This is a genomic window from Shinella sp. R2-11 (assembly GCF_055330205.1).
On record NZ_JBVAPC010000007.1, the window covers coordinates 263,280 to 283,619 of the forward strand.

The window sequence follows — 20,340 nt, forward strand, 5'->3', positions numbered from 1 at the left end:
TGAGGAAGGCATCGGACTGCCGAACCGGAGCGGAGTGGCAAATCGCGCGGACCGCCCCATGAGCGGATTGTCTTCGCGACCGGGTCTGGTAGAAAATGCCCCTGATGAAGCAATCCTTGCCCAACTTGGTTAAGGACCCGTCAACAGCACGCCGGAACATCCCATGACGCAGAAGAAAAAACCGAAGGTCTACATCACCCGCCGCCTGCCCGAGGTGGTGGAGACCCGGATGCGCGAACTGTTCGACGCCGAGCTCAACATCGACGACAGCCCGCGCACCCAGCCCGAACTCGTCGCCGCCGTGAAGAGCGCCGACGTCTTGGTGCCGACGCTGACGGACCGGATCGACGCCGCGCTGATCGAGCAGGCGGGGCCGCAGCTCAAGTTGATCGCGTGCTTTTCCAACGGCGTCGACAATGTCGACGTGGAAGCGGCCGCGCGAAAGGGCATAACCGTCACCAACACGCCGAACGTGCTGACCGAGGATACGGCCGACATGACGATGGCGCTCATCCTCGCCGTGCCGCGCCGGCTTGCCGAGGGTGCGCGCATCCTGACCGACCGCAAGGGCGAATGGTCCGGCTGGTCGCCGACCTGGATGATCGGCCGGCGCATCTGGGGCAAGCGCCTCGGCATCGTCGGCATGGGCCGCATCGGCACCGCCGTCGCCAAGCGCGCCAAGGCCTTCGGCCTCTCCATCCACTACCACAACCGCAACCGCGTGCGCCCGGACACGGAAGACGCGCTGGAAGCGACCTACTGGGACAGCCTCGACCAGATGCTGGCGCGCGTCGACATCGTCTCCGTCAACTGCCCGTCCACGCCCGCCACCTACCACCTGCTTTCGGCCCGCCGGCTCGAGCTGATGCAGCCGACGAGCTATATCGTCAACACGGCGCGCGGCGGCATCATCGACGAAACGGCGCTCATCAAGTGCCTCAGGGAAGGCAGGATCGCCGGCGCCGGCCTCGACGTCTTCGAGAACGAGCCGTCGGTCAATCCGAAGCTGTTGAAGCTGGCGTCAGAAGGCAAGGTGGTGCTGCTGCCGCATATGAGCTCGGCCACCATCGAGGGGCGCGTGGACATGGGCGAGAAGGTGGTGATCAACATCCGCACCTTCTTCGACGGGCACCGGCCGCCGGATCGGGTGTTGCCGAGCAGGGTGTAGAAGACCCCTCCCCACAAGGGGGAGGGAGTTAATGTGCCGGTCCGTTGGCATTCAAATTTTGAATGATGAGCAAGCCTCCAGCTTTCTCCCCCCTTGTGAGGAGATGGCGGCAGGCAGAGGGGGTTTCAGACCTTCCGCCGCCGATATTTCAGCGTCTCGAACCGCGCCGCCAGTCCATCATAGAGCAAGAGCCGCCCGACCAGCGGCTCCCCCGCCCCCGTCACCAGCTTGATCACCTCCATCGCCATCAGCGTGCCGATGACCCCCGTCAGCGCGCCGACAATGCCGGCCTCCGCGCAGGCGGGCACGACGCCCGGCGGCGGGGCGGCGGGGAAGAGGTCGCGGTAGCCGGGATGGGGCGTGCCGTCCGGTCCCGCCTCATAGGGCTTCAGCACCGTCACGGAACCGTCGAAGCGGCCGACCGCGCCCGTGACGAGCGGGATGCGCGCGGCTTCCGCCGCATCGGCCGAGGCATAGCGTGTGTCGAAATTGTCCGAGCCGTCAACCAGCAGGTCGTAGCCGGAAAGCAGGCGCGCGGCACTCTCCGGCGTCAGCCGTTCGGCGATGCCGGTGAAGGCGACATGCGGGTTGAGGCGGGCGACGGCAGCCTCGGCGCTGGCGACCTTCGCCGTGCCGATACCGGCGGTGTCGTGGATCACCTGGCGCTGGAGGTTGGAGAGCGAGACCGTGTCGTCGTCGAGGACGCCGACATGGCCGATGCCGGCGGCGGCGAGATACTGGATGACCGGCGCGCCGAGGCCGCCCGCCCCGACGACCAGCACATTGGCCCCCTTCAGCTTCTGCTGGCCGGCGCCGCCGATCTCGGCGAGCACGATGTGGCGGCGGTAGCGGTCGATCTCTTCGGGGCTCAGCGGATCGGTCATGGCAGGATGCCTCCGTTCGAGACGGTGAGGAACTGGGCGCGCTCGCCGAGCGCATCGAACATCGCCCGGTCCGTGCCGGTCATGAAGGCCTGCCCGCCGAGCGCATCGACCCGGTCGAACAGCGCGGCGCGGCGGCCCTCGTCGAGATGGGCGGCGATCTCGTCGAGCAGCAGCACCGGCGCATGGCCGGTCATGCCGGCGACGAGCCCGGCATGGGCGAGGATGAGGCCGACGAGCAGCGCCTTCTGCTCGCCCGTCGAGCAGCGCTCGGCCTCCATGTCCTTCTCGCGGTGGCGGATGAGGAGATCGGCGCGGTGCGGGCCGTCCAGCGTGCGGCCGGCGGCCGCGTCGCGGTAGCGGCCCTCCTGCAGCATGCCGAGATAGATCTCCTCGATCTCGTAGGCCGGGCGCTGCCATTCCCCGTCGAGGAAGCCGGAAAGCCGCATCGTGGCGGAGGGGAATGGTCCGTCGTCGCGCGCCGCCTCGACGAGACCGGAGAGCAGGCCGACAAGCTCGTGGCGGGCATGGGCCATGGCGATGCCGAGCCCGGCCATCTGCCTTTCCAGCGCCGTCAGCCAGACGGGATCGGGCCGGTGCTCGGAGAGGAGGCGATTGCGGCCGCGCATCGCCTTCTCGAAATCCGCCGCGCGGCGGCCGTGCTCGGGATCGAGCGACAGGACCAGCCGGTCGAGGAAGCGGCGGCGATCGGCGGAAGGGCCGGTGAAGAGCCCGTCCATGGAGGGCGTCAGCCAGACGACGCGCAGGTGGTCCAGCAATTCGTCGACGGTGCGGGCCGGCGTGCCGTTGAGCCGGAGCTTTCGCGACTGGCCGTCCTCGCCGCCCTCCGTGCCGGTGCCGATATCCACCTCGCCCTGCATGCCCTCCAGCGTCGCGAAGACGGAGAAGCCGCCCTCGCTGCCGGCGCGCGGCACGTCGCCATAGGCGGCGCGGCGCAGGCCCCGGCCGGGCGACAGGAACGAGACGGCCTCCATGAGATTGGTCTTGCCGGCGCCGTTCTGCCCCGTCAGCACGACATGCCGGCCGTCGAGCGGCAGCGACAGGGCCGCATAATTGCGGAAATCCGTGAGCTTGAGGCGGGAAAGAAAGACCTTGTGCGGCATGGCGTGAGAGCTAGAGCATTTTTTTCGCCCGAGTGGAATCACTTCGCGGCACATTCGTGGGTGAGCAACAGAAAGATGGGGCGGCAGGGCCGGCGACGCAAGCGCGTCAAGCACGGTTGCCTGCGCGGCCCGCAGCGGGTAATCCAGAACTCCCGCCGCGCTTCGCATCCTCCCCTCCCAGCCAGCAGGTCCTCTCCTTGTCCGCACGCCCCATCTTCGATCGCAGCTTCTCCGCCTTCCTGTTCGACATGGACGGCACGATCATCAATTCCATTCCGGCGACCGAGCGCGTCTGGACGCAATGGGCGCTGAAGCACGGGCTCGACGTCGCAACCTTCCTGCCGACCATGCATGGCGTGCGCGGCATCGACACGATCACGCGGCTCGGCCTGCCGGGCGTCGACCCGGTCGCGGAGGCGAAGGAGGTGGAACAGGCGGAGCTGGAGGATATCGACGGCATCCTGCCCATTCCCGGCGCCATCGCGTTCCTGTCCGCCCTGCCCGCCGACCGGTGGGGCATCGTGACCTCCGCGCCCGTCGCGCTCGCCCATCGCCGCCTTGCCGCCGCCGGCATTCCGCTGCCGAAGGTCATCGTGACGGCAGAAGACGTCACCAAGGGCAAGCCGGCGCCGGACGGCTACCGCCTCGGGGCCGAGCGGCTCGGCTTCGCCTCGTCCGATTGCCTCGTCTTCGAGGACGTGCCAGCCGGCATCCTCGCCGGCGAGGGCGCGGGCGCGCAGGTCGTCGTGATGACGGCGACGCACCATCACCCGATCGAGACCAGCCATCCGCTGCTGACGAGCTACGAAGGCGTCGCCACCGAGGTTGACGCCGACGGCAGGCTGCGGCTGGTGCGCACGGCGGACTGAGCGGTCAGCCGGCCGGTTTCGCGAGGATGCCGGCCAGCACCGTGTCGACCACGGCGTCCACTTCCTCGTCGGAAACGTCGAGCCGCTCGGTCAGGAGCCGCCCCCAGGCGAAGCTCGACAGCAGCTCGGTGATCAGCTCCGGCCGGACATCCGCGCGCACCTCGCCGCGCGCCTGCGCCTTGGCGACGATGCCGCCGCTCTCGCGGCGGCGCTCGGCCATGTAGGCGCAGAGCGCGGCCAGAGCATCCGGCTCACCCTGCGCCTTCGCCAGCACGGAGCGGAAGACCGCGCCGCTCGTTCCCTCCCGCCAGGTCACCAGCAGGCTGGAAAGATAGGTGCGCAGGTCGTCGCGCACATTGCCCTTGTCCGGGAAGACGAAGCTCACGCGCTTGCGGCTGTGATAGACGTCGAGCAGGAGGGCGGCCTGCGAGGGCCACCAGCGATAGATCGTCGGCTTGCCGGCGCGCGCGCGCCGCGCCACCGCCTCGATGGAGAAGCCGCCGATCCCGTTTTCCACCAGCACCGCTTCCGCCGCCGCAAGGATCGCCGCCTCGCTTGCCGGATTGCGCGTCGCGCCGATGGAGCGGCGGGCGGGCGTCGTCTCTGTTTCTGCCATGGCCTTTTCCTTTTTTCCGCTTGTAGCACGGCTGGCACTTGAACGGAACGTTTCGTTTCTATATAAACGAAACGTTCCGTTCCATAAAGGTTACTCCCATGACCCACACCGCATCCCCCCGCAAGCTCTCGAAGTTCCACTTCGCGCTCGCCATGCTGCTGCCCGTCTATCCGCTGATCACCGCGCTTCTCTACCTCGTCCTGCCGCTCACCGAGGGCTGGACGACCTGGCAGCGCACGGCGGTCATCGCGCCGATCATGGTGTTCGCCATCGTCTTCGTCGTCTCGCCCTTCGTGCAGAAGCGGTTCGCCGGCTTCATCCTGCGCGGGGCATGAAAAAGCCGGGGTCTTTCGACCCCGGCTTCCTTGCTTTCCGAAGATGCCGCGGCGCTCAGGCGGCCGGCTGGCGGGTCTTGCGCAGGTAGGGCAGGACCGTGTCGAAGGCACCGAAGCGCGTGATGGCATCCTCGTTGGAAACGGCGGCGGTGATGATCACGTCGTCGCCCTGCTGCCAGTTGGCCGGCGTTGCCACCTGATGCTTGCTGGTGAGCTGGATCGAATCGATGGCGCGCAGGATTTCCGCGAAGTTGCGGCCCGTCGTCATCGGATAGGTGAGGATCAGCTTGATCTTCTTGTCCGGGCCGATGACGAAGACCGAGCGCACGGTGGCGTTGTCGGCGGGCGTGCGGCCTTCCGAGCTGTCGCCGGCGGCGGCGGGCAGCATGTCATAGAGCTTGGCGACCTGGAGGTCCTTGTCGCCGATCAGCGGATATTCGACGTCGAAGCCGGTCGCCGTGCGGATGTCGGCCTTCCACTTGGTGTGGCTGTCGACCGGATCGACGGAGATGCCGATGATCTTGACGCCGCGCTTGCGGAACTCGCCCTCGATGCCGGCCATGGCGCCGAGCTCGGTCGTGCAGACCGGGGTGAAGTTCTTCGGGTGCGAGAAGAGCACGGCCCAGCCGTCGCCGATCCATTCGTGGAAGCTGATCGGGCCAACGGTGGTTTCAGCCGTGAAGTCCGGAGCGATGTCGTTGATGCGCAGGCTCATGGGTCTCGTCCTCTCTATTCGATCGTGCGGGAGCGCGGGCAAGCGCCCGCGAAGATATGTCAGGCCGGGTAGATAGACCGAAAAGCCGGCCTTGCCTATAGCCGCGCGCCCCTCGGGAAAACCGGGCGGAAGGGCAAGTTTGCGCCGATCCGCCGGCTTGCAAGACAGCGTTCGGCAAGTCCTTGCGAATGCGCCAAACCGTTCTCCCGGCAGGCCGCGCGGAGGAAAGACGATTTTATTTCGCCCCGAGGGAAAATTCCGGCTTCAGGCGCCGATTTCGGCCCGCCCGCTCGTCAGGTCGACGATCAGCCGGCCGATCTCGCCCGCCTTTTCGGCGGGGACGCGGAAGGAAAGGCGCGCGCCGGTATCGTGATAGGCCTCCTCGTCCATCACCAGCCCGGCGAAGGCGCCAAGCCGCGCCTTGACCAGCGCGAGATCGGAAAAGCCGAGCGAGACGGTGAGCGCGACGCGCTCGACATATTCGGTCTTCTGCGCCGCGCGCAGGCACATCGCCGCCGTGCCGCCATAGGCACGGATGAGCCCGCCGCTGCCGAGCAGGATGCCGCCGAACCAGCGCGTGACGACGACCAGCGTGCGGTCGAGCGCCTGGCCGTCGATGGCCTGAAGGATCGGCTTTCCCGCCGTGCCGCTCGGCTCGCCGTCGTCGCTGAAGCGATAGACCTGGCCGATGCGGTAAGCCCAGCAATTGTGGTTGGCCGCGGGATCGGAGACCTCGGCGAGCCGCGCCTTCGCCTCTACCTCGCTTTCCACCGGGCAGGCGATCGCCAGGAACCGGCTCTTGCGGATCTCCTGCTCGAAATGTTCGGTGCGGTCCAGCGTATACACGGCCAGCCCCTCGGCGGTTTCGGTTCGGTCGAACCCGTCTCGTAGCCCCTCCCCGCCCGAGGTTTCAAGCGCCGAATAGACTACCAATTCTATAGACTATTGACACATGCCACGTTTTCGCCATGATGTTTACCGGAACGTAACAATGCGGAGGCGATGGCATGATGTATCTCGGTGGCGTGACGCTCGGCTACTTCAACCTCTATCCGGTCGGCTTCCAGCCGAAGACCGAAGACGAGGATCGCGACGATGCGCGCGGTGCGGCGACGGAAGACAGGCTTCCGCTGGAAGGCAGCCGGCTTTCCTCCTCCCGCCGTCCGGTGCAGTGGCCGCTGCACGTCTTCTTCTGAGATGACCCTCACAGGAAATCATCGGTGATTTCCTGTTGTCCGCCCGCGATCTCCTAGAAGGAGACGACGGAATCGGCGCCGATGCCGCGGATTTCACCGGCCGGGCGCGTCGCCGGGTCCATGCCGGCGCGGGGCGCAAGGCGCAACACCTTCACGCCGACCGGCGCGAGGTGGAACCAGTTGTCCGAGGGCAGGAAGCCTTCGGCCTCGACGGCGACGGACTGGACGAAGCGGTCCGTGGAAAGTTCCAGCAGCCATTCTCCATCGTCCTGCCGAAGCTCGGCCGACAACATTGCCGAAAAGAGCGCCTTCGCCCGACCGCGCGGGAAGTGGAACGCTTCCGCGATCACCGTTCCGTTGCCGTCGACCAGCCGGCCGACCGTGACATCGTGCGATGGCGGGCCAAAGCGGAAGGCATAGGTCGTGTCGAAGAACGCGCCGAAGAGATCGGTCGCCGGCAGCGTCTCGGCCGAATGCGAGGCGAGCCGGACCTCCCGCCGCCCGCCGACGACCGGCTGGCGGCCGTGGCGCAGGCAGGAAAGCTCCAGCGTCAAGGTCTGTTCTTCCGCGCCGTCGTTGATGACATGGACATCGAGCCCGTTGGTGCCCTCGTCGGAAAGTACGAGCTGAACCGGCCGGAAGGCGCGGCGCAGGGCATGCCAGGCGGATTTCGGCAGGCCCGTCGCATCGACGACACCCCAGCCCGCGCCGGGCAGCAGGTCCTGGAAGGTCCAGGCCAGCGCACCGTTGCAGGTGGATTGCGGCCGGCGCCATTCGGCGAAGGTCGCCTCCATTACCTCGCCGGTGACGGCACGGGAAAGGTCGAGATAGCGGCCGGGATCCTCGCGGCGCAGGCACGCCGGGTCCTCGCCGTAGAGCAGGCCGAGATAATGGTCGCGCACGTCCTCGAAATCCCAGGAGGCGCCGCGGTCGCGCGGCACGCGCGCCTTCCAGCGCGGATCGTGCACGGCCGGCACCGGCAGGTGCGCGTCGAGCGTCTCGCGCTCCGGCACATTGGCGAAGGCGAGGCTTTCGGCGGTAAAGCGCACCTCGGCGCGGCGCGCATCCTCCAGCGGCCGGCAATAGGCGCCGACGCCGTAATAGTGCGTCACGCCGGCATTGGGCGAAAAGGGCATGGCGCCGCCGGCCGGCGAATTCTCGACATAGGGCACGTCCGGCCGGTGCGCGGCGGCGAGTTGGGGCAGGATCTCGCGGGTGAGCGGCCCGGCCCAGGCGCTTTCCGGCAGGCCGAGCATCGCCGCCTGCTGGTCGATCTCGCTGCCGCCGCACAGGACGGCGAGCGACGGCGAGGCGGCATTGGCCTCTAGGAACTGCGCGATTTCCTTGCGGACATTCCCGATGAATGCGAGATCATTAGCCGGATAATCGAAATTGGCGAACTGGAAGTCCTGCCAGACCATCAGCCCCAGCTCGTCGCAGAGCGCGAAGAAATCCGGCGTCTCATAGGTCATGGTGCCGCCGATGCGCAGCATGTTCATGTTCGCATCCGCCGCCAGTTTCAGGAGCGGCGCATAGTGTTCGCGGCTGCCCGGCAGGTCGACGATATCGGCATTGGTCCAGACCGCGCCGCGGCAGAAGATTCTCGTGCCGTTGACATGCAGCGCGAAATCCCGGCCGTCGGCGCCGCGGTCGATATGGATGCGGCGGAAGCCGGTGCGGCCGAGCCTGTGGCGTGCACCGTCCACGACGAGATGGACATCGTGCAGGACCGGCGCGCCATGCGTGCGCGGCCACCATGCCGCGACCTCGGGGATGGAAAGGTTTGCGGCAAACCGGCCCTCCCCGTCCCGCGTGGCGACAACGGCCATGCCGGCGCATTCGATGCGCGGCGATGTGGCGCCATCGAGGCGGAAGCGGATATCGAGCCGGCCGGTACCGTCCTCCTCCAGACGGGCGGCGATGCGCACATCGGCCGGCAGCGCGGGCGCGGGCCGCCAGAGGCGGACCGGCCGCCAGGGGCCGGCGGCATGGACCTCCGGGCACCAGCCTGGCATGCGGCCGAGCAACGTGGTGCGCACGAGCCGGAGGCCCTGCGGCGTGATCATCTGCGGGCGCCAGCGGGCACGGGGGCCGCGCTTTTCGAGATGCGGTTTCAGGGCGCGGAAACAGAGGACGAGACGGTCGCGGCCCGTCAGCGTGACGGGAAGTTCGTGGCGCACGAACATGCTGTCGGAGGAGAGCGCCGGCGCGCCGTTCCACCAGACCTCCGTTACGGTGGCGAGCCCGTCGAAATGCAGATGTGCCTCGCCCGGCGCCTCGCCGGCAAGATCGAGGACATACCAGGCGTCGAGATGGTCGAGCGGCTCGGGCGCCGTCCGGTCGAACCGGCCGGCACGCTCCAGCGCCCCGGCGACGGTGCCGGGCACGGGGGCGTCGATGAAGCCGGAGAGGCCGTCGAGCCCTGCCGGATCGGCGATCGCGCCGGCCGGCGTGAGGATCATGCGCCAGCCGTCCGAGAGCATCCTGCCGGTCGCGGGCACGCCGTCCTCCATCAGCCGATCCGCGCGGCGAGCGCCGCCATCAGGCCATCCCAGGCTTCGGCGGCCGGGTCGAGCGCGGTCGCGAGCGGTTCGAACCGGCGGCGCGTCACGGCGCGGGCAAGCTGGAACTGCACCGTCTTCGCCGTCTCCGAGACCTTGCGCGCGGCATCGGCGGCGTCCTTCAGGCCACCATCGGGCGCGAGCCAGTCGAGATGGCTGCCGGCAAGCTCGAAATTGGCGCCGACCTGGCGCAGCGTGTTGAAGGCATATTTGTGGAAGAAGCCGAAGGGACGGTCCGCCACGGCCTCGACCTGCGCCGGAAACACCTTGGCGAAGGCAGAAAGCGGGTTTTCCGCCGGGCGCCGGGCGAAGTGGACGGCGAGCAGGCGCTGCGCCTCGCGGCGAAGATGGGCCTCGCCGGGCAGGCTTTCCGGGAATTTCGCGAATTCCGTATAGGGCAGGAAGGGCAGGTCGTCCGGGCCGTCATCGAGATGGAACAGGCCGTCGAAATCCTCGCCCTCCAGCCGGAAGAAGCCGGCATTGTGGAAATAGTCGAGGCGCCTTGCCACGAGGTCGAGCCGGTTGATCGCGACCGTCGTCTTGCCGTGCTCCTGCCGGTAGGCGACGCCGCGCGTGTCCGGCATGTGGAAACTGTCCATCTCGACGAGGCAGAGCCGGCCGCGGGCGATCTGCGTCGCGACGTGGTCCTCCACCCGGTCGAAGATGGCAAGCTCGGTGCTGCGGATGCCGTAGAGGGCTTCGAGGTCTTCCAGCGGCACCTTGAAGAAGGTGAACTGGTCGCCCTCGAAATCCTGCGCCAGCGTGAAGCCGAGCATCGCCTCGGGGGAAGTGCCGAGCGCGTTCAGCACCTCGATCCACAGATCGACATAGCAATTCGTCTCCGGCCACATGCGCTCCGCATCGTGCAGCGCGTGCGGCCGGTAGGTTTCGGGGTCGAGCCCGGCGAAGACGGCGGCCATGTCAGTCTTGGTATCCCAGCACCTTGCGCACATCGGCCGGCCAGACGGCGATGTCGAGGCCGTGGCGGGCGAAGAGCGCGAGCGCGATGCGCTCCAGGCCGAAGCCGACGCAGGCGGTATGCGCCGTACTGCCGTCTTCCAGCTCAAGGCCCCATTTCGTGCCGAAGGCGTCCTGGTGGTAGTTGAAGCTCATGCAGGCCGTCGGCTTTGCGGCCGAGGTCACAGGGATGAGCAGCTCGAACTTCAGGTTCTGGTCGCGCTGGTTGTTGGCGAGCATGCGGCCGGCGCGGCCGAAGAACGGGTCGTTGGCGACATCGATCGTCACGTCGAGACCGAGCCGGCCCATCATCTCAAGGCCACGGTCCATCCAGCTCTGGCGGAAATCCGTCACATGACCCTCGGTGCCCATGCAGACATATTCGCGCATGCGGAAGAGCTGCTGGCGGGCGGGGTCGCTGGAGGGCTCGTGCCGGAAGCAGTAGGACTGCAGGTCGTAGAGCCCACCCTTCGCCGGCAGGCGGCCGCGCCTGGCGATGGTCGGATAGAGCGGGTAGCAGGCCGCCGGCGTCAGCACGATGTCCGTCGCCTTCTGGTCCTTCGTCCAGTCGTCGCCGACCTCCATGCATTGCAGGAGGCTCATATGGTCGAGCTCGCTGCCGCAGAAGCTGTGCACCGTGCCGGCAAGCTGCGGGAAGCTCTTCATGTAGCCGCTGCTTTCGAAATGCGCGCGGCTCATGCCGGGGGGAAAGCGCATGGCTTCCGCGCCGTCGGCGCCGCCATAGGCGTCGATCAGCCGCTCGAAGCGGGCGATGACGTCCTCGAAGGCGCCGCTGCGGCCGTAGAGGCCCTCTACGCCGGTATCGATGAGAAGGCCGGTATCGAAGAGCCGGTCGAGAAGCGAGGTCTGCATATCCATGGTGTCACCCGATCAGGCTGGTGTCCTGCTTGTGGACGAGCAGGAGGTTCGACGTGTTGCCGAGGATGCGGTCGTTGGAGATCATGAGCTGGGCGGAATGCGCGTCGCGCAGGTGCCGTCCGAGGCTGAAGGGCGTGCCGTTCTTGTAGCCCATGATGCCGCAGATCAGCATCGCCTGGTTGACGATCGCAAGGATCGTCTCCGAGGCGGCGATCTTGACGTTGTTCATCGCCACCGCGAAGCCGACGGAGGAGAGCCGGTCCGCATCCGCCTTGGCCGCCTCGTATTCCCGAAGGCCGGCGACCGTGCTCGCCTTGACGAGCTGGAGAAGGTTGGAGGCTTCCGCGAGGCGCAGCGCACCGGGCGGCGTGACGCCGGGGCTCTTGCGGGCGGCGGCGCGCACGAAGGCCTGCGCCCGGGCGACGGCATTGACGGCGATGCCGTACCAGACCGCGCTCCACAGCAGGTGCGAGGTGGCGAGCATCGACTGCGCGGCGATCTCGGCGAAAGGCTTCGGCAGGATCTGCACCTTCGGCGCCTCGCCCTTGAAGAGCCAGCCGTCCGAGCAGGTGCCGCGCATGCCGAGCGTATCCCAGACATGGGTCCGCTCGAGCGTGTACTGGTCCTTCGTGAAGACGGTCATGACCTGGTCGGTCGAGGCGGCGTCCGCATGGGCGCGCGAGGTGATGAGGATCGCGTCGGCATGGGCGCCGTAGGAGATCACCGTGGCATCCTTGGTGAGGCGGCAGGTGTCGCCCTCGACCTCGATGGCGCAGATGCTGTTGCGCAGGTTCCCGCCGATGCCGCCCTCGGTCGTCGCCGAGGCGAGCAGCAATTGGCCGGCGGCGATCCGGCGCATGAAGCCGGCATGCCAGGGATCGTCCGCGCCGTGCGAGACGAGGCTCGACAGCTTGATGTGGTGCATGGCGAAGACCATGGCGGCGGCCGCGCAGCTCTGGCCGACCAGCGAACAGATCTCGGCGATTTCCGAAAGCGAGGCTTCCTCGCCGCCGAGCGCGGCGGGGATCTGGATCGACAGCAGCCGTTCGGCGATCATGGCGTCGACCGCTTCCCGGGGGAAGCGGCCCTTGGCGTCCACGTCGTCGGCATGCGCGGCAGCCACGGCGGCGACGCGTTCGGCGCGCTCCGTGTAGCCTCTCCCGACGGTGATGGTCATGCGGCCTCCTCCGCGCTGCCGACAAGGCTTTCCACCGCCCGGACGATGGCCGCGATGCTTTGGAAGGACTTGCGGTTGAGCAGGCTGTCGGGGAACTCGATGTCGAAGGCATCCTCGATGCCGAGCATCACCTGGACCGAAGCGAAGGAGGAGAGGCCCGCCGCGTAGAGATCGGCATCGTCCGCGAGCTGGTCGACCGGGACCGGAAGGCCGCCGTGCTTGCTGAGGATTTCACGGATTTTCTGCTTCATGCTTTTCTCCATCGGGCTCGTCCGGCCAAACATCTGGCCGCCATTCATCCTGCCCAAGGGCTTAGGCCCGGCCGGATAAGATCGGCTGAAGGGACATGGATAAGATTTCGTGAACCGCCCCGCAGCACTGCCCCAGCCTGGAACGCACCCATATCGCCATTTCTGAAGAAAAGATGAGAAAGCCCGGATTTCCGGGCGGTTGCGCGAGGACCCAAGTGTTCCGCTACGATACGAATCGGGGGGCTTCAAGCTTTATCAACCATAAGGCGAAAAGCTGTCCGAAAATCGCAATCCTCACCAAAATGGGGGATTACGGCGCCGCCGGACACGGCATCGGCGGGATTGACGCCGTGCCGTATCGTGCCGGACAGGGTTCGCGTGCCTTGCCGGCTCAGGCCGTCCCGGCGGGCCGGGCGGCCTTCGTCAGTGCGCCTCGTCCCAGTTGGTCGCGGCGCGTGCATCCACCTTCAGCGGCACCTTCATCGAGAGTGCCGGCATGGAGGCATTTTCCATGATGTCGACGATGACGGGGATGGCCTTGTCGACCTCGCCGTCCTCGACCTCGAAGATCAGTTCGTCATGCACCTGCAGCAGCATGCGGGCGGACAGGCCGGCGGCGGCGAGCGCCGGCTCCATCTTCACCATGGCGCGGCGGATGATGTCGGCGGCCGAGCCCTGGATCGGTGCGTTGATCGCGGCGCGCTCGTTGAAGGCGCGCACCGACGGGTTGGACGACTTGATCTCCGGGTAATGGGCGCGGCGGCCGAAGATCGTCTCGACATAGCCGTTCTCGCGGGCGAAGGCCTTGGTACTGTCCATGTAGTCCTTGATGCCGGGGAAGCGCTCGAAATACTTCCTGATGTAGTCGCCGGCCTCCGAACGCTCGATGGAGAGCTGGTTGGCGAGGCCGAAGGCCGAGATGCCGTAGATGATGCCGAAATTGATCGCCTTGGCGCGGCGGCGGATTTCCGCCGGCATGCCTTCCACCGGCACGCCGAACATTTCGGACGCGGTCATGGCGTGGATGTCGATGCCGTCGGCGAAGGCCTGCTTGAGCTGCGGGATCTCGGCGACATGGGCGAGCACCCGCAATTCGATCTGGCTGTAGTCGGCCGAGACCAGCTTGTTGCCGGGCGTCGAGACGAAGGCGGTGCGGATCTTGCGGCCCTCGGCCGTGCGCACCGGGATGTTCTGGAGGTTCGGGTCGGAGGAGGACAGGCGCCCGGTCGTCGTCGCGGCGAGCGCGTAGGACGTGTGCACGCGCTTCGTCTCGGGATGCACGAAGCCGGGCAGCGCGTCGGTATAGGTGGATTTCAGCTTGGTGAGCTGGCGCCAGTCGACGATCTTGCGCGGCAGCGGAATGCCCTGCGCGGCAAGGTCCTCCAGCACCTGCGCGGAGGTCGACCATTGGCCGGTCTTCGTCTTGGAGGCGCCGGGAAGGCCCATCTTGCCGAAGAGGATATCGCCGAGCTGCTTGGGCGAGCCGATGTTGAAGCGTTCGCCGGCAAGCGCATAGATCTCCTCCTCGAAGCCTGCCGCGCCCTGCGCCAGCTCGCCGGAAAGGCGGGAAAGGACTTGCCGGTCGATGGTGATGCCGCGCTCCTCCATACGGGCGAGCACGGGCACCAGCGGGCGCTCCAGCCGCTCGTAGACCGCCGTCATGCGCTCGGCCGCAAGGCGCGGCTTCAGGACGTGCCAGAGACGGAGCGTCACGTCGGCGTCCTCGGCCGCATAGGCCGTGGCGCGGGAGATATCGACCATGTCGAAGGTCTGCGCGCCCTTGCCGGAGCCGGCGACCTCCTTGTAGGCGATCGGCTTGTGGCCGAGCCAGCGCTCGGACAGCGTGTCCATGCCATGGTTGCCCGCGCCGGCATCCAGCGCATAGGACATCAGCATCGTATCGTCGAAGCCCTGCATGGTGATGCCGTGGCGGCGCATGACGAGATAGTCGTATTTGAGGTTCTGCGCGACCTTGAGGACGGACGGGTCCTCCAGCAGCGCCTTCAGCCGCTCCAGTGCCGCGCGGATCGGGATCTGCCCCTCGGCAAGCCCGCCGCCGAGCAGGTCCCCGACGCCGGTCTTGTGGTTGACCGGCACGTAGCAGGCGCGGATCGTGGTGCCCGACGGGTCCTTCGCATTGTCGGCGATGGCGAGCGAGAAGCCGCAGAGCTCGGCCTGCATGGCATCCAGCGAGGTCGTCTCGGTATCGAAGCCGACAAGGCCGGTCTCGCGCGCCGCGGCGATCCAGCGGTCGAGCGCGTCGAGGTCGCGCACCGTCTCATAGGTCGAATGGTCGATCGGGCCGGCGGAGAAACGCTCGGCGCGGGACCTTGCAAGGGCCGAGGGCGTGGCTTCGCCCGGCTTTGCGGTCGGCAGCAGGGTCTCGGCGGCCTCGGCCGCCGTCTCGTCGCCGTTAAGATCGAGCGCGGGACCGGCGACCTCGCCCTTGTCGAGGTCCGGGCCATGCGCCTCGGCGCCCCATTCGACCGGCACGCTCGCCGCCTCGATGGCGCCGGCATCGCACTCGCAGGCCTCCGCGACGCGGCGGGTCAACGTGGTGAACTCCATGGCCTTCAGGAAGGCGATGAGCTTCGGCCCGTCCTGCGGATGCAGGATCAGGTCGTCCAGCGGCATGTCGAGCGGCGTGTCGGTCTTCAGGGTGACAAGCTGGCGCGAGAGCAGCACGAGCTCGCGGTTGGCGATGATGTTCTCGCGGCGCTTGACCTGCTTGATCCCGTCGGCGCGGGCGAGCAGCGTGTCGAGGTCGCCGTACTCTTCCAGAAGCTGCGCGGCGGTCTTCGGGCCGATGCCGGGCACGCCCGGCACGTTGTCGGTCGAATCGCCGGTCAGCGCCTGCAGGTCGATCATCTTTTCCGGCGGCACGCCCCATTTCTCGATGACTTCGGGAATGGAGATCTGCTTGTCCTTCATGCCGTCGTACATCGAGACGCTCTGCGTCACGAGCTGCATGAGGTCCTTGTCGGAGGAGACGATGGTGACGTCGGCGCCGTCGGCTTCCGCAAGCCGCGAATAGGTGGCGATCAGGTCGTCCGCCTCGAACCCTTCCTTCTCGATGCAGGGCAGGTTGAAGGCGCGGGTGGCGTGGCGGATGAGGCCGAACTGCGGGATCAGGTCTTCCGGCGGCGCGGTGCGGTTCGCCTTGTACTGATCGTAGAGCTCGTTGCGGAAGGTCTTCGAGGAATAGTCGAAGATGACCGCGAAATGCGTCGGCGTCACGCCCACGTCGGTATTGCGCGCATCCTTCAGGAGCTTCCACAGCATGTTGCAGAAACCGGAGACGGCATTGACCGGCAGCCCGTCCGACTTGCGGTTGAGCGGCGGGATGGCGTGGAAGGCGCGGAAGATGAAGCCGGAGCCGTCGACGAGGAAGAGATGATCACCTTTTTTCATGGGGTGAATGGATAGCGCGGGCCGTCTGCCGCGTCCATCTCTCATTGCGGATGCGGGCCCCTCCCCAACCCCTCCCCACGAGGGGGAGGGGCTTAATCTGCCGCGCCGTTGGCACTCGATTTTGAATGGTGAGCAAGCCTCTATCTTTCTCCCCCCTTGTGGGGAAGATGCCGGCAGGCAGAGGGGGTTTTCCGGCGTTGCAAAACCTCACGCGAACGTTACCAATTTGTAATTTTCGGACCGCCGCAAAACCCTTGAAAAGCCACATTCGGACCCACAGATATTGGTCATCGGCACCTGATCAAAGCCGTTGTCTGGCATACGGCCTGTCCCCCGCCGCGCCAGACGAGGACAAAGGCCTCATCCCCCTCTCCGGGCCTTTGTCCATAATTCGCAGAAGCCGCCGCGACACGCCTCCTGTCGTCGGCGGCTTCTCGCATTTCGGCCTTTCGCGGCCATGCGGATCGCAAGCGATCCGACATTGTCTTCCGCCGCGAACCGGCATAGCTTTCCCGCATGGACTTTGATCGCAAGGAGTCGGCAGCCTACCTCGCCAATCTTCTGGCGAAGGCAGCCTCGCGCGCCCTCCATGCACGGGCGGACGGCGCAGGCTTCGCGCCCGGCCAGTTCCCGGTCCTGCTCGAACTTTGGGGTGGCGACGGCCTCACCCAGCGCGAACTCCTCGACCGGCTCGACATCGAGCAGGCGACGATGGCCAACACGCTCTCGCGCATGGAGCGCGACGGGCTGATCTTGCGCCGCCGGCACCCGAAGGACCGGCGGGCGCAGCTCGTCTTCCTGACGACGCGCGGCAGGGCGTTGCGCGAGACCGCGATGGCCGCCGCATCCGCCACCGAGGAAGCGCTGTTCCAGGGCTTCCGGCGCTTCGAGCGGGAGCTGCTTCTCGAATATATGCGCATGGTGCTTACCAATCTCGGCCGCGATCCGCGCGTCTGACCGCCGCAGACCGTCATACGATTTGCCCTCGCCGAGGCGATCGGTCTAATGTCGCCGCGCAATTCGCAAGGGATTCGACCATGACCAACATTCTGCCCGTCCTCGATCGCGCCAGCGCCGGCATTCCCGCCAGCCTCGAACGCCTTTTCGAGCTGGTGCGCATCAAGTCCATTTCCACAGACCCGGCCTTCAAGGCCGATTGCCGCAAGGCTGCCGAATGGCTGGTCACCGAGCTGCGCTCGCTCGGCTTCGACGCCACCGTGCGCGACACGCCCGGCCATCCGATGGTCGTCGCCCATCACGACGGCGCGCGTCCCGATGCCCCGCATGTGCTGTTCTACGGCCATTACGACGTCCAGCCGGTCGATCCGCTGAATCTCTGGGACCACGATCCCTTCGAGCCGGCGGTGCGCGACGCCGAGGGCGGCCGCCGCATCATCACCGGCCGCGGCACCTCCGACGACAAGGGCCAGCTCCTGACCTTCGTGGAAGCCTGCCGCGCCTACAAGGAAACGGCCGGCGCGCTGCCCTGCCGCGTCACGATCCTATTCGAAGGCGAGGAAGAGTCCGGCTCGCCCTCGCTGAAGCCCTTCCTCGAAGCCAATGCGGCGGAGCTGAAGGCCGATTTCGCCCTCGTCTGCGATACCAGCATGTGGGACACCGACACGCCGGCGATCTCGGCGGGCCTGCGCGGCCTCGTCGGCGAGGAGATCGTCATCAAGGCGGCCGACCGGGACCTGCATTCCGGCTATTTCGGCGGCGCGGCGGCGAACCCGATCCACATCCTTTCCGACATTCTCGCCGGCCTTCACGACGAGACGGGCCGCGTGACGCTCGACGGCTTCTACGAGGGCGTCGAGGAGACCCCGACGCAGATCAAGGCCGCCTGGGAAAAGCTCGGCAGCTCGGCGGAAAGCTTCCTCGGCGAGATCGGCCTGTCGATCCCGTCCGGCGAGAAGGGCCGTTCGGTGCTGGAGCTCACCTGGGCGCGGCCGACCGCCGAGGTCAACGGCATCACCGGCGGCTATACCGGCGAGGGCTTCAAGACGGTGATCGCGGCGGAAGCCTCGGCGAAGGTCTCCTTCCGCCTGGTTGGCAAGCAGGATCCGGCGAAGATCCGCGACGCCTTCCGCGCCTATGTCCGTTCGAAGGTTCCGGCCGACTGCTCGGTCTCCTTCCACGCCCATGGCGGCTCGCCGGCCATCCAGCTTCCCTACGATTCGGCGCTCTTGGAAAAGGCGAAGTCCGCGTTGTCGGACGAATGGCCGAAGCCGGCCGTCGTCATCGGCATGGGCGGGTCCATCCCCATCGTTGGCGATTTCCAGAAGATGCTCGGCATGGAATCCTTGCTTGTCGGCTTTGCGCTGTCGGACGACCGCATCCATTCGCCGAACGAGAAATACGAACTGCGCTCCTTCGAGAAGGGCATCCGCTCCTGGGTCCGGATTCTCTCCGCGCTGGCGGCGCGTTGACGCAGAAGTGATGATGCGGCTGGCTGGCATTCACCGGGCGAAACGGAAATGCTGGCCAACCGACCAACGACAAGAATGGCCGCGTCGCATCGCGCGATGACGGGCCCATGATGGGGAAAGGGTGAGGATGGCGCCAGCACGGACTGCGAAGGCAACCTGCTGCTCGAACGACGGCCCGTCGAAGACGGCGGAAGGCGGGGCGGCATGAAGCGACTGCGGAAATTCTTCTGGCCGCTCGTCAGCACCCTCGCGATCGTCCTGTCGGTCTATATCCTCTACAAGGACCTGCGCGGCCTTTCGCTCGACGATTTCATGGCGAGCATCAACGCCATTCCGGTGTCCGGCTGGATCCTCGCTTGCGGGGCGACGCTCGTCGCCTATGCGGCGCTCGCCGGCTACGACCACCTGGCGCTGGAGCATCTCGGCCACCGCATCTCGCTGTGGTTCATCACCCTCACCTCCTTCACCACCTACGCGCTGTCGCACAATATCGGCGCCTCGGTGTTTTCCGGGGCGCTGGTGCGCTACCGCGCCTATACGTCGAAGGGGCTCACCGGATCGGAGGTGGGCGTTCTCGTCGCCTTCTGCTCCTTCACCTTCGCGCTCGGAACCTTCATGCTGTTCGGTTTCGTGCTGGTGCTGGAGCCGGAGATCATCGAGCGCTTCGCCGATTTCCTGCCGATCGAGGCGGCCTTCTCGACGGGGGTCTTCATCCTCGCGGTGGTCGCGCTCTACGTGGTGGGCAGCCTCGTCGGCTTCCGGCCGATCGACACACGCTGGCTCAAGCTCGAATATCCCAAGCCCTCGCTCGTCTTCCGCCAGCTCATCATCGCGCCCATCGAGCTCATCGGCGCGGCGGGGATCATCTATTTCGTGCTGCCGGCGGAGGGCAATCCGGGCTTCTTCGTCGTGCTCGGCATCTTCCTCGCCTCCTTCTCCGTCGCGCTCCTCTCCCATGCGCCGGGCGGCATCGGCGTGCTCGAGCTCGTCTTCCTCGCCGGCCTGCCGGACATGGACCCGGCCGTGGTGCTGGCGGCGCTCGCCGTCTTCCGCCTCTTCTACCTCATCGTTCCCTTCGTCATGGCGCTGGTCGTCATCCTCGTCTTCGAGCGATCACGTTTTCTTGCACGAGCGAGGAACGGGGAGGATTGAAACCAGGAATAGTTTCGGTTCATCTTCGGTTCAGTCGAATTGTTTCATGCTCTGATCCGTCCAGATCATTGTGAAGCAATGAAAAACCAAGGGAGACCGACATGAAGACAACGATCAAGACCGGCCTTTCCGCCGCCATGGCCGTCGCCATGTTCGCCACGACGTTCGTCCCCGCACAGGCTTTCGCCGTGCCGATGCCCAAGGCCGGCGTTTCTCAGAGCAGCGACGTCGAGCAGGTGCAGTACGGCGGCCGCCGCGGCTGGTATCAGGGCCATCGCGGCTATCGTCATCACCGCCCGGGCTATCGCCGCCATTCGGACGGCTGGTGGTATCCGCTGGCCGCCTTCGGCGCCGGCGCGATCATCGGCGGTGCGATCGCCAACGACGGCTACTCCCGTCCGCGCTACGAAGGCATCAATCCGCGCCATACCGACTGGTGCTATGCGCGCTATCGCTCGTACCGGGCCTACGACAACACGTTCCAGCCCAATTACGGCCCGCGCCGCGAGTGCCTCTCGCCCTATTATTGAGACGACCTTCCGGGCGGCCTTCGGGCCGCCCGATCCCGTCGACCCGATTCTGTCGAATTGACGCCAGCGCGTTCACCGCTTCTTAACGA

19 protein-coding genes are annotated in these 20,340 nt (G+C 66.8%); 8 read left to right on the plus strand and 11 right to left on the minus strand.

Features of this window, described 5'->3' with window-relative positions; translation table 11 throughout:
• Window positions 1–163 precede the first annotated feature (163 nt).
• Complete coding sequence (locus ACZ1A1_RS18720; RefSeq protein ID WP_119257229.1) at window positions 164–1,168, plus strand: 2-hydroxyacid dehydrogenase; 1,005 nt, start codon at window positions 164–166, stop codon at window positions 1,166–1,168.
• 125 nt (window positions 1,169–1,293) lie between these two features.
• Here ACZ1A1_RS18720 and moeB read toward each other — a convergent pair whose 3' ends face one another.
• Entirely contained in the window at window positions 1,294–2,052 is a 759-nt protein-coding gene (moeB, locus tag ACZ1A1_RS18725) for a molybdopterin-synthase adenylyltransferase MoeB (protein WP_463621097.1), read from the minus strand.
• Complete coding sequence (gene recF / locus ACZ1A1_RS18730; protein ID WP_463621098.1) at window positions 2,049–3,173, minus strand: DNA replication/repair protein RecF; 1,125 nt, start codon at window positions 3,171–3,173, stop codon at window positions 2,049–2,051. Before recF ends, moeB begins: the two co-directional genes overlap by 4 nt.
• A gap of 197 nt (window positions 3,174–3,370) precedes the next feature.
• Between recF and ACZ1A1_RS18735 the strand changes: the two genes are divergently transcribed.
• Window positions 3,371–4,042 (plus strand): HAD-IA family hydrolase, encoded by a 672-nt coding sequence (locus ACZ1A1_RS18735; RefSeq protein WP_454630284.1) that lies wholly within the window; start codon window positions 3,371–3,373, stop codon window positions 4,040–4,042.
• Window positions 4,043–4,046: 4 nt separating this feature from the next.
• Here the strand turns inward: ACZ1A1_RS18735 and ACZ1A1_RS18740 are convergent, their stop codons facing one another.
• Window positions 4,047–4,658 (minus strand): TetR/AcrR family transcriptional regulator, encoded by a 612-nt coding sequence (locus tag ACZ1A1_RS18740; RefSeq protein ID WP_415214047.1) that lies wholly within the window; start codon window positions 4,656–4,658, stop codon window positions 4,047–4,049.
• Window positions 4,659–4,756: 98 nt separating this feature from the next.
• On the opposite strand from ACZ1A1_RS18740, the gene ACZ1A1_RS18745 reads away from it, so the two are divergent.
• Window positions 4,757–4,993, plus strand: coding sequence for a hypothetical protein (locus ACZ1A1_RS18745; RefSeq protein WP_463621099.1), 237 nt, complete (start codon window positions 4,757–4,759; stop codon window positions 4,991–4,993).
• Window positions 4,994–5,048: 55 nt separating this feature from the next.
• Here the strand turns inward: ACZ1A1_RS18745 and ACZ1A1_RS18750 are convergent, their stop codons facing one another.
• A complete protein-coding gene (locus ACZ1A1_RS18750) occupies window positions 5,049–5,708 on the minus strand; it encodes a peroxiredoxin (RefSeq protein ID WP_313195646.1) in 660 nt (219 codons plus the stop codon).
• Window positions 5,709–5,972: 264 nt separating this feature from the next.
• Complete coding sequence (locus ACZ1A1_RS18755; RefSeq protein ID WP_463621100.1) at window positions 5,973–6,554, minus strand: IMPACT family protein; 582 nt, start codon at window positions 6,552–6,554, stop codon at window positions 5,973–5,975.
• 161 nt (window positions 6,555–6,715) lie between these two features.
• On the opposite strand from ACZ1A1_RS18755, the gene ACZ1A1_RS18760 reads away from it, so the two are divergent.
• Window positions 6,716–6,904 (plus strand): hypothetical protein, encoded by a 189-nt coding sequence (locus tag ACZ1A1_RS18760; RefSeq protein ID WP_415214051.1) that lies wholly within the window; start codon window positions 6,716–6,718, stop codon window positions 6,902–6,904.
• A gap of 53 nt (window positions 6,905–6,957) precedes the next feature.
• Here ACZ1A1_RS18760 and ACZ1A1_RS18765 read toward each other — a convergent pair whose 3' ends face one another.
• From ACZ1A1_RS18765 to polA, 6 genes are all read right to left on the minus strand, one after another.
• Window positions 6,958–9,417 (minus strand): glycoside hydrolase family 2 protein, encoded by a 2,460-nt coding sequence (locus ACZ1A1_RS18765; protein ID WP_463621101.1) that lies wholly within the window; start codon window positions 9,415–9,417, stop codon window positions 6,958–6,960.
• Window positions 9,417–10,385 carry a DUF1839 family protein gene (locus ACZ1A1_RS18770; protein WP_463621102.1) on the minus strand — a complete coding sequence of 323 codons (969 nt, stop codon included), beginning with the start codon at window positions 10,383–10,385 and terminating at the stop codon, window positions 9,417–9,419. The genes ACZ1A1_RS18765 and ACZ1A1_RS18770 overlap by 1 nt, the downstream gene beginning before the upstream one ends.
• 1 nt (window position 10,386) lies before the next feature.
• Window positions 10,387–11,301, minus strand: a complete 915-nt coding sequence (locus ACZ1A1_RS18775) for an amino acid--[acyl-carrier-protein] ligase (RefSeq protein WP_313195641.1) — start codon at window positions 11,299–11,301, stop codon at window positions 10,387–10,389.
• A 4-nt stretch (window positions 11,302–11,305) separates the two neighbouring features.
• Window positions 11,306–12,478: an acyl-CoA dehydrogenase family protein gene (locus ACZ1A1_RS18780; protein ID WP_463621103.1), complete on the minus strand. Its 1,173-nt coding sequence runs from the start codon at window positions 12,476–12,478 to the stop codon at window positions 11,306–11,308.
• Window positions 12,475–12,729, minus strand: coding sequence for an acyl carrier protein (locus ACZ1A1_RS18785; RefSeq protein WP_313195639.1), 255 nt, complete (start codon window positions 12,727–12,729; stop codon window positions 12,475–12,477). The genes ACZ1A1_RS18780 and ACZ1A1_RS18785 overlap by 4 nt, the downstream gene beginning before the upstream one ends.
• 423 nt (window positions 12,730–13,152) lie before the next feature.
• The gene (gene polA / locus ACZ1A1_RS18790; protein ID WP_463621104.1) at window positions 13,153–16,140 is read right to left on the minus strand and encodes a DNA polymerase I; all 2,988 of its coding nucleotides are present in this window, start codon (window positions 16,138–16,140) and stop codon (window positions 13,153–13,155) included.
• Window positions 16,141–16,656: 516 nt separating this feature from the next.
• Here polA and ACZ1A1_RS18795 point away from each other — a divergent pair.
• The 4 genes from ACZ1A1_RS18795 (at window position 16,657) to ACZ1A1_RS18810 (ending at window position 20,251) form a co-directional block, all read left to right on the plus strand.
• The gene (locus ACZ1A1_RS18795) at window positions 16,657–17,097 is read left to right on the plus strand and encodes a MarR family winged helix-turn-helix transcriptional regulator (protein ID WP_313195637.1); all 441 of its coding nucleotides are present in this window, start codon (window positions 16,657–16,659) and stop codon (window positions 17,095–17,097) included.
• An 80-nt stretch (window positions 17,098–17,177) separates the two neighbouring features.
• Window positions 17,178–18,569 carry a dipeptidase gene (locus tag ACZ1A1_RS18800; protein WP_463621105.1) on the plus strand — a complete coding sequence of 464 codons (1,392 nt, stop codon included), beginning with the start codon at window positions 17,178–17,180 and terminating at the stop codon, window positions 18,567–18,569.
• Between the two features lie 204 nt (window positions 18,570–18,773).
• Complete coding sequence (locus ACZ1A1_RS18805) at window positions 18,774–19,721, plus strand: lysylphosphatidylglycerol synthase transmembrane domain-containing protein (protein WP_313195635.1); 948 nt, start codon at window positions 18,774–18,776, stop codon at window positions 19,719–19,721.
• Between the two features lie 101 nt (window positions 19,722–19,822).
• Entirely contained in the window at window positions 19,823–20,251 is a 429-nt protein-coding gene (locus tag ACZ1A1_RS18810; protein ID WP_313195634.1) for a BA14K family protein, read from the plus strand.
• Window positions 20,252–20,340 lie beyond the last annotated feature (89 nt).

Bases quoted from the DNA above. Each gene is read 5' to 3' on its own strand.
- ACZ1A1_RS18720 (WP_119257229.1), top strand. From the start codon at position 164: ATGACGCAGAAGAAAAAACCGAAGGTCTACATCACCCGCCGCCTGCCC.
- moeB (WP_463621097.1), bottom strand. From the start codon at position 2,052: ATGACCGATCCGCTGAGCCCCGAAGAGATCGACCGCTACCGCCGCCAC.
- recF (WP_463621098.1), bottom strand. From the start codon at position 3,173: ATGCCGCACAAGGTCTTTCTTTCCCGCCTCAAGCTCACGGATTTCCGC.
- ACZ1A1_RS18740 (WP_415214047.1), bottom strand. From the start codon at position 4,658: ATGGCAGAAACAGAGACGACGCCCGCCCGCCGCTCCATCGGCGCGACG.
- ACZ1A1_RS18745 (WP_463621099.1), top strand. From the start codon at position 4,757: ATGACCCACACCGCATCCCCCCGCAAGCTCTCGAAGTTCCACTTCGCG.
- ACZ1A1_RS18750 (WP_313195646.1), bottom strand. From the start codon at position 5,708: ATGAGCCTGCGCATCAACGACATCGCTCCGGACTTCACGGCTGAAACC.
- ACZ1A1_RS18760 (WP_415214051.1), top strand. From the start codon at position 6,716: ATGATGTATCTCGGTGGCGTGACGCTCGGCTACTTCAACCTCTATCCG.
- ACZ1A1_RS18765 (WP_463621101.1), bottom strand. From the start codon at position 9,417: ATGGAGGACGGCGTGCCCGCGACCGGCAGGATGCTCTCGGACGGCTGG.
- ACZ1A1_RS18770 (WP_463621102.1), bottom strand. From the start codon at position 10,385: ATGGCCGCCGTCTTCGCCGGGCTCGACCCCGAAACCTACCGGCCGCAC.
- ACZ1A1_RS18775 (WP_313195641.1), bottom strand. From the start codon at position 11,301: ATGGATATGCAGACCTCGCTTCTCGACCGGCTCTTCGATACCGGCCTT.
- ACZ1A1_RS18780 (WP_463621103.1), bottom strand. From the start codon at position 12,478: ATGACCATCACCGTCGGGAGAGGCTACACGGAGCGCGCCGAACGCGTC.
- ACZ1A1_RS18785 (WP_313195639.1), bottom strand. From the start codon at position 12,729: ATGAAGCAGAAAATCCGTGAAATCCTCAGCAAGCACGGCGGCCTTCCG.
- polA (WP_463621104.1), bottom strand. From the start codon at position 16,140: ATGAAAAAAGGTGATCATCTCTTCCTCGTCGACGGCTCCGGCTTCATC.
- ACZ1A1_RS18795 (WP_313195637.1), top strand. From the start codon at position 16,657: ATGGACTTTGATCGCAAGGAGTCGGCAGCCTACCTCGCCAATCTTCTG.
- ACZ1A1_RS18800 (WP_463621105.1), top strand. From the start codon at position 17,178: ATGACCAACATTCTGCCCGTCCTCGATCGCGCCAGCGCCGGCATTCCC.
- ACZ1A1_RS18805 (WP_313195635.1), top strand. From the start codon at position 18,774: ATGAAGCGACTGCGGAAATTCTTCTGGCCGCTCGTCAGCACCCTCGCG.
- ACZ1A1_RS18810 (WP_313195634.1), top strand. From the start codon at position 19,823: ATGAAGACAACGATCAAGACCGGCCTTTCCGCCGCCATGGCCGTCGCC.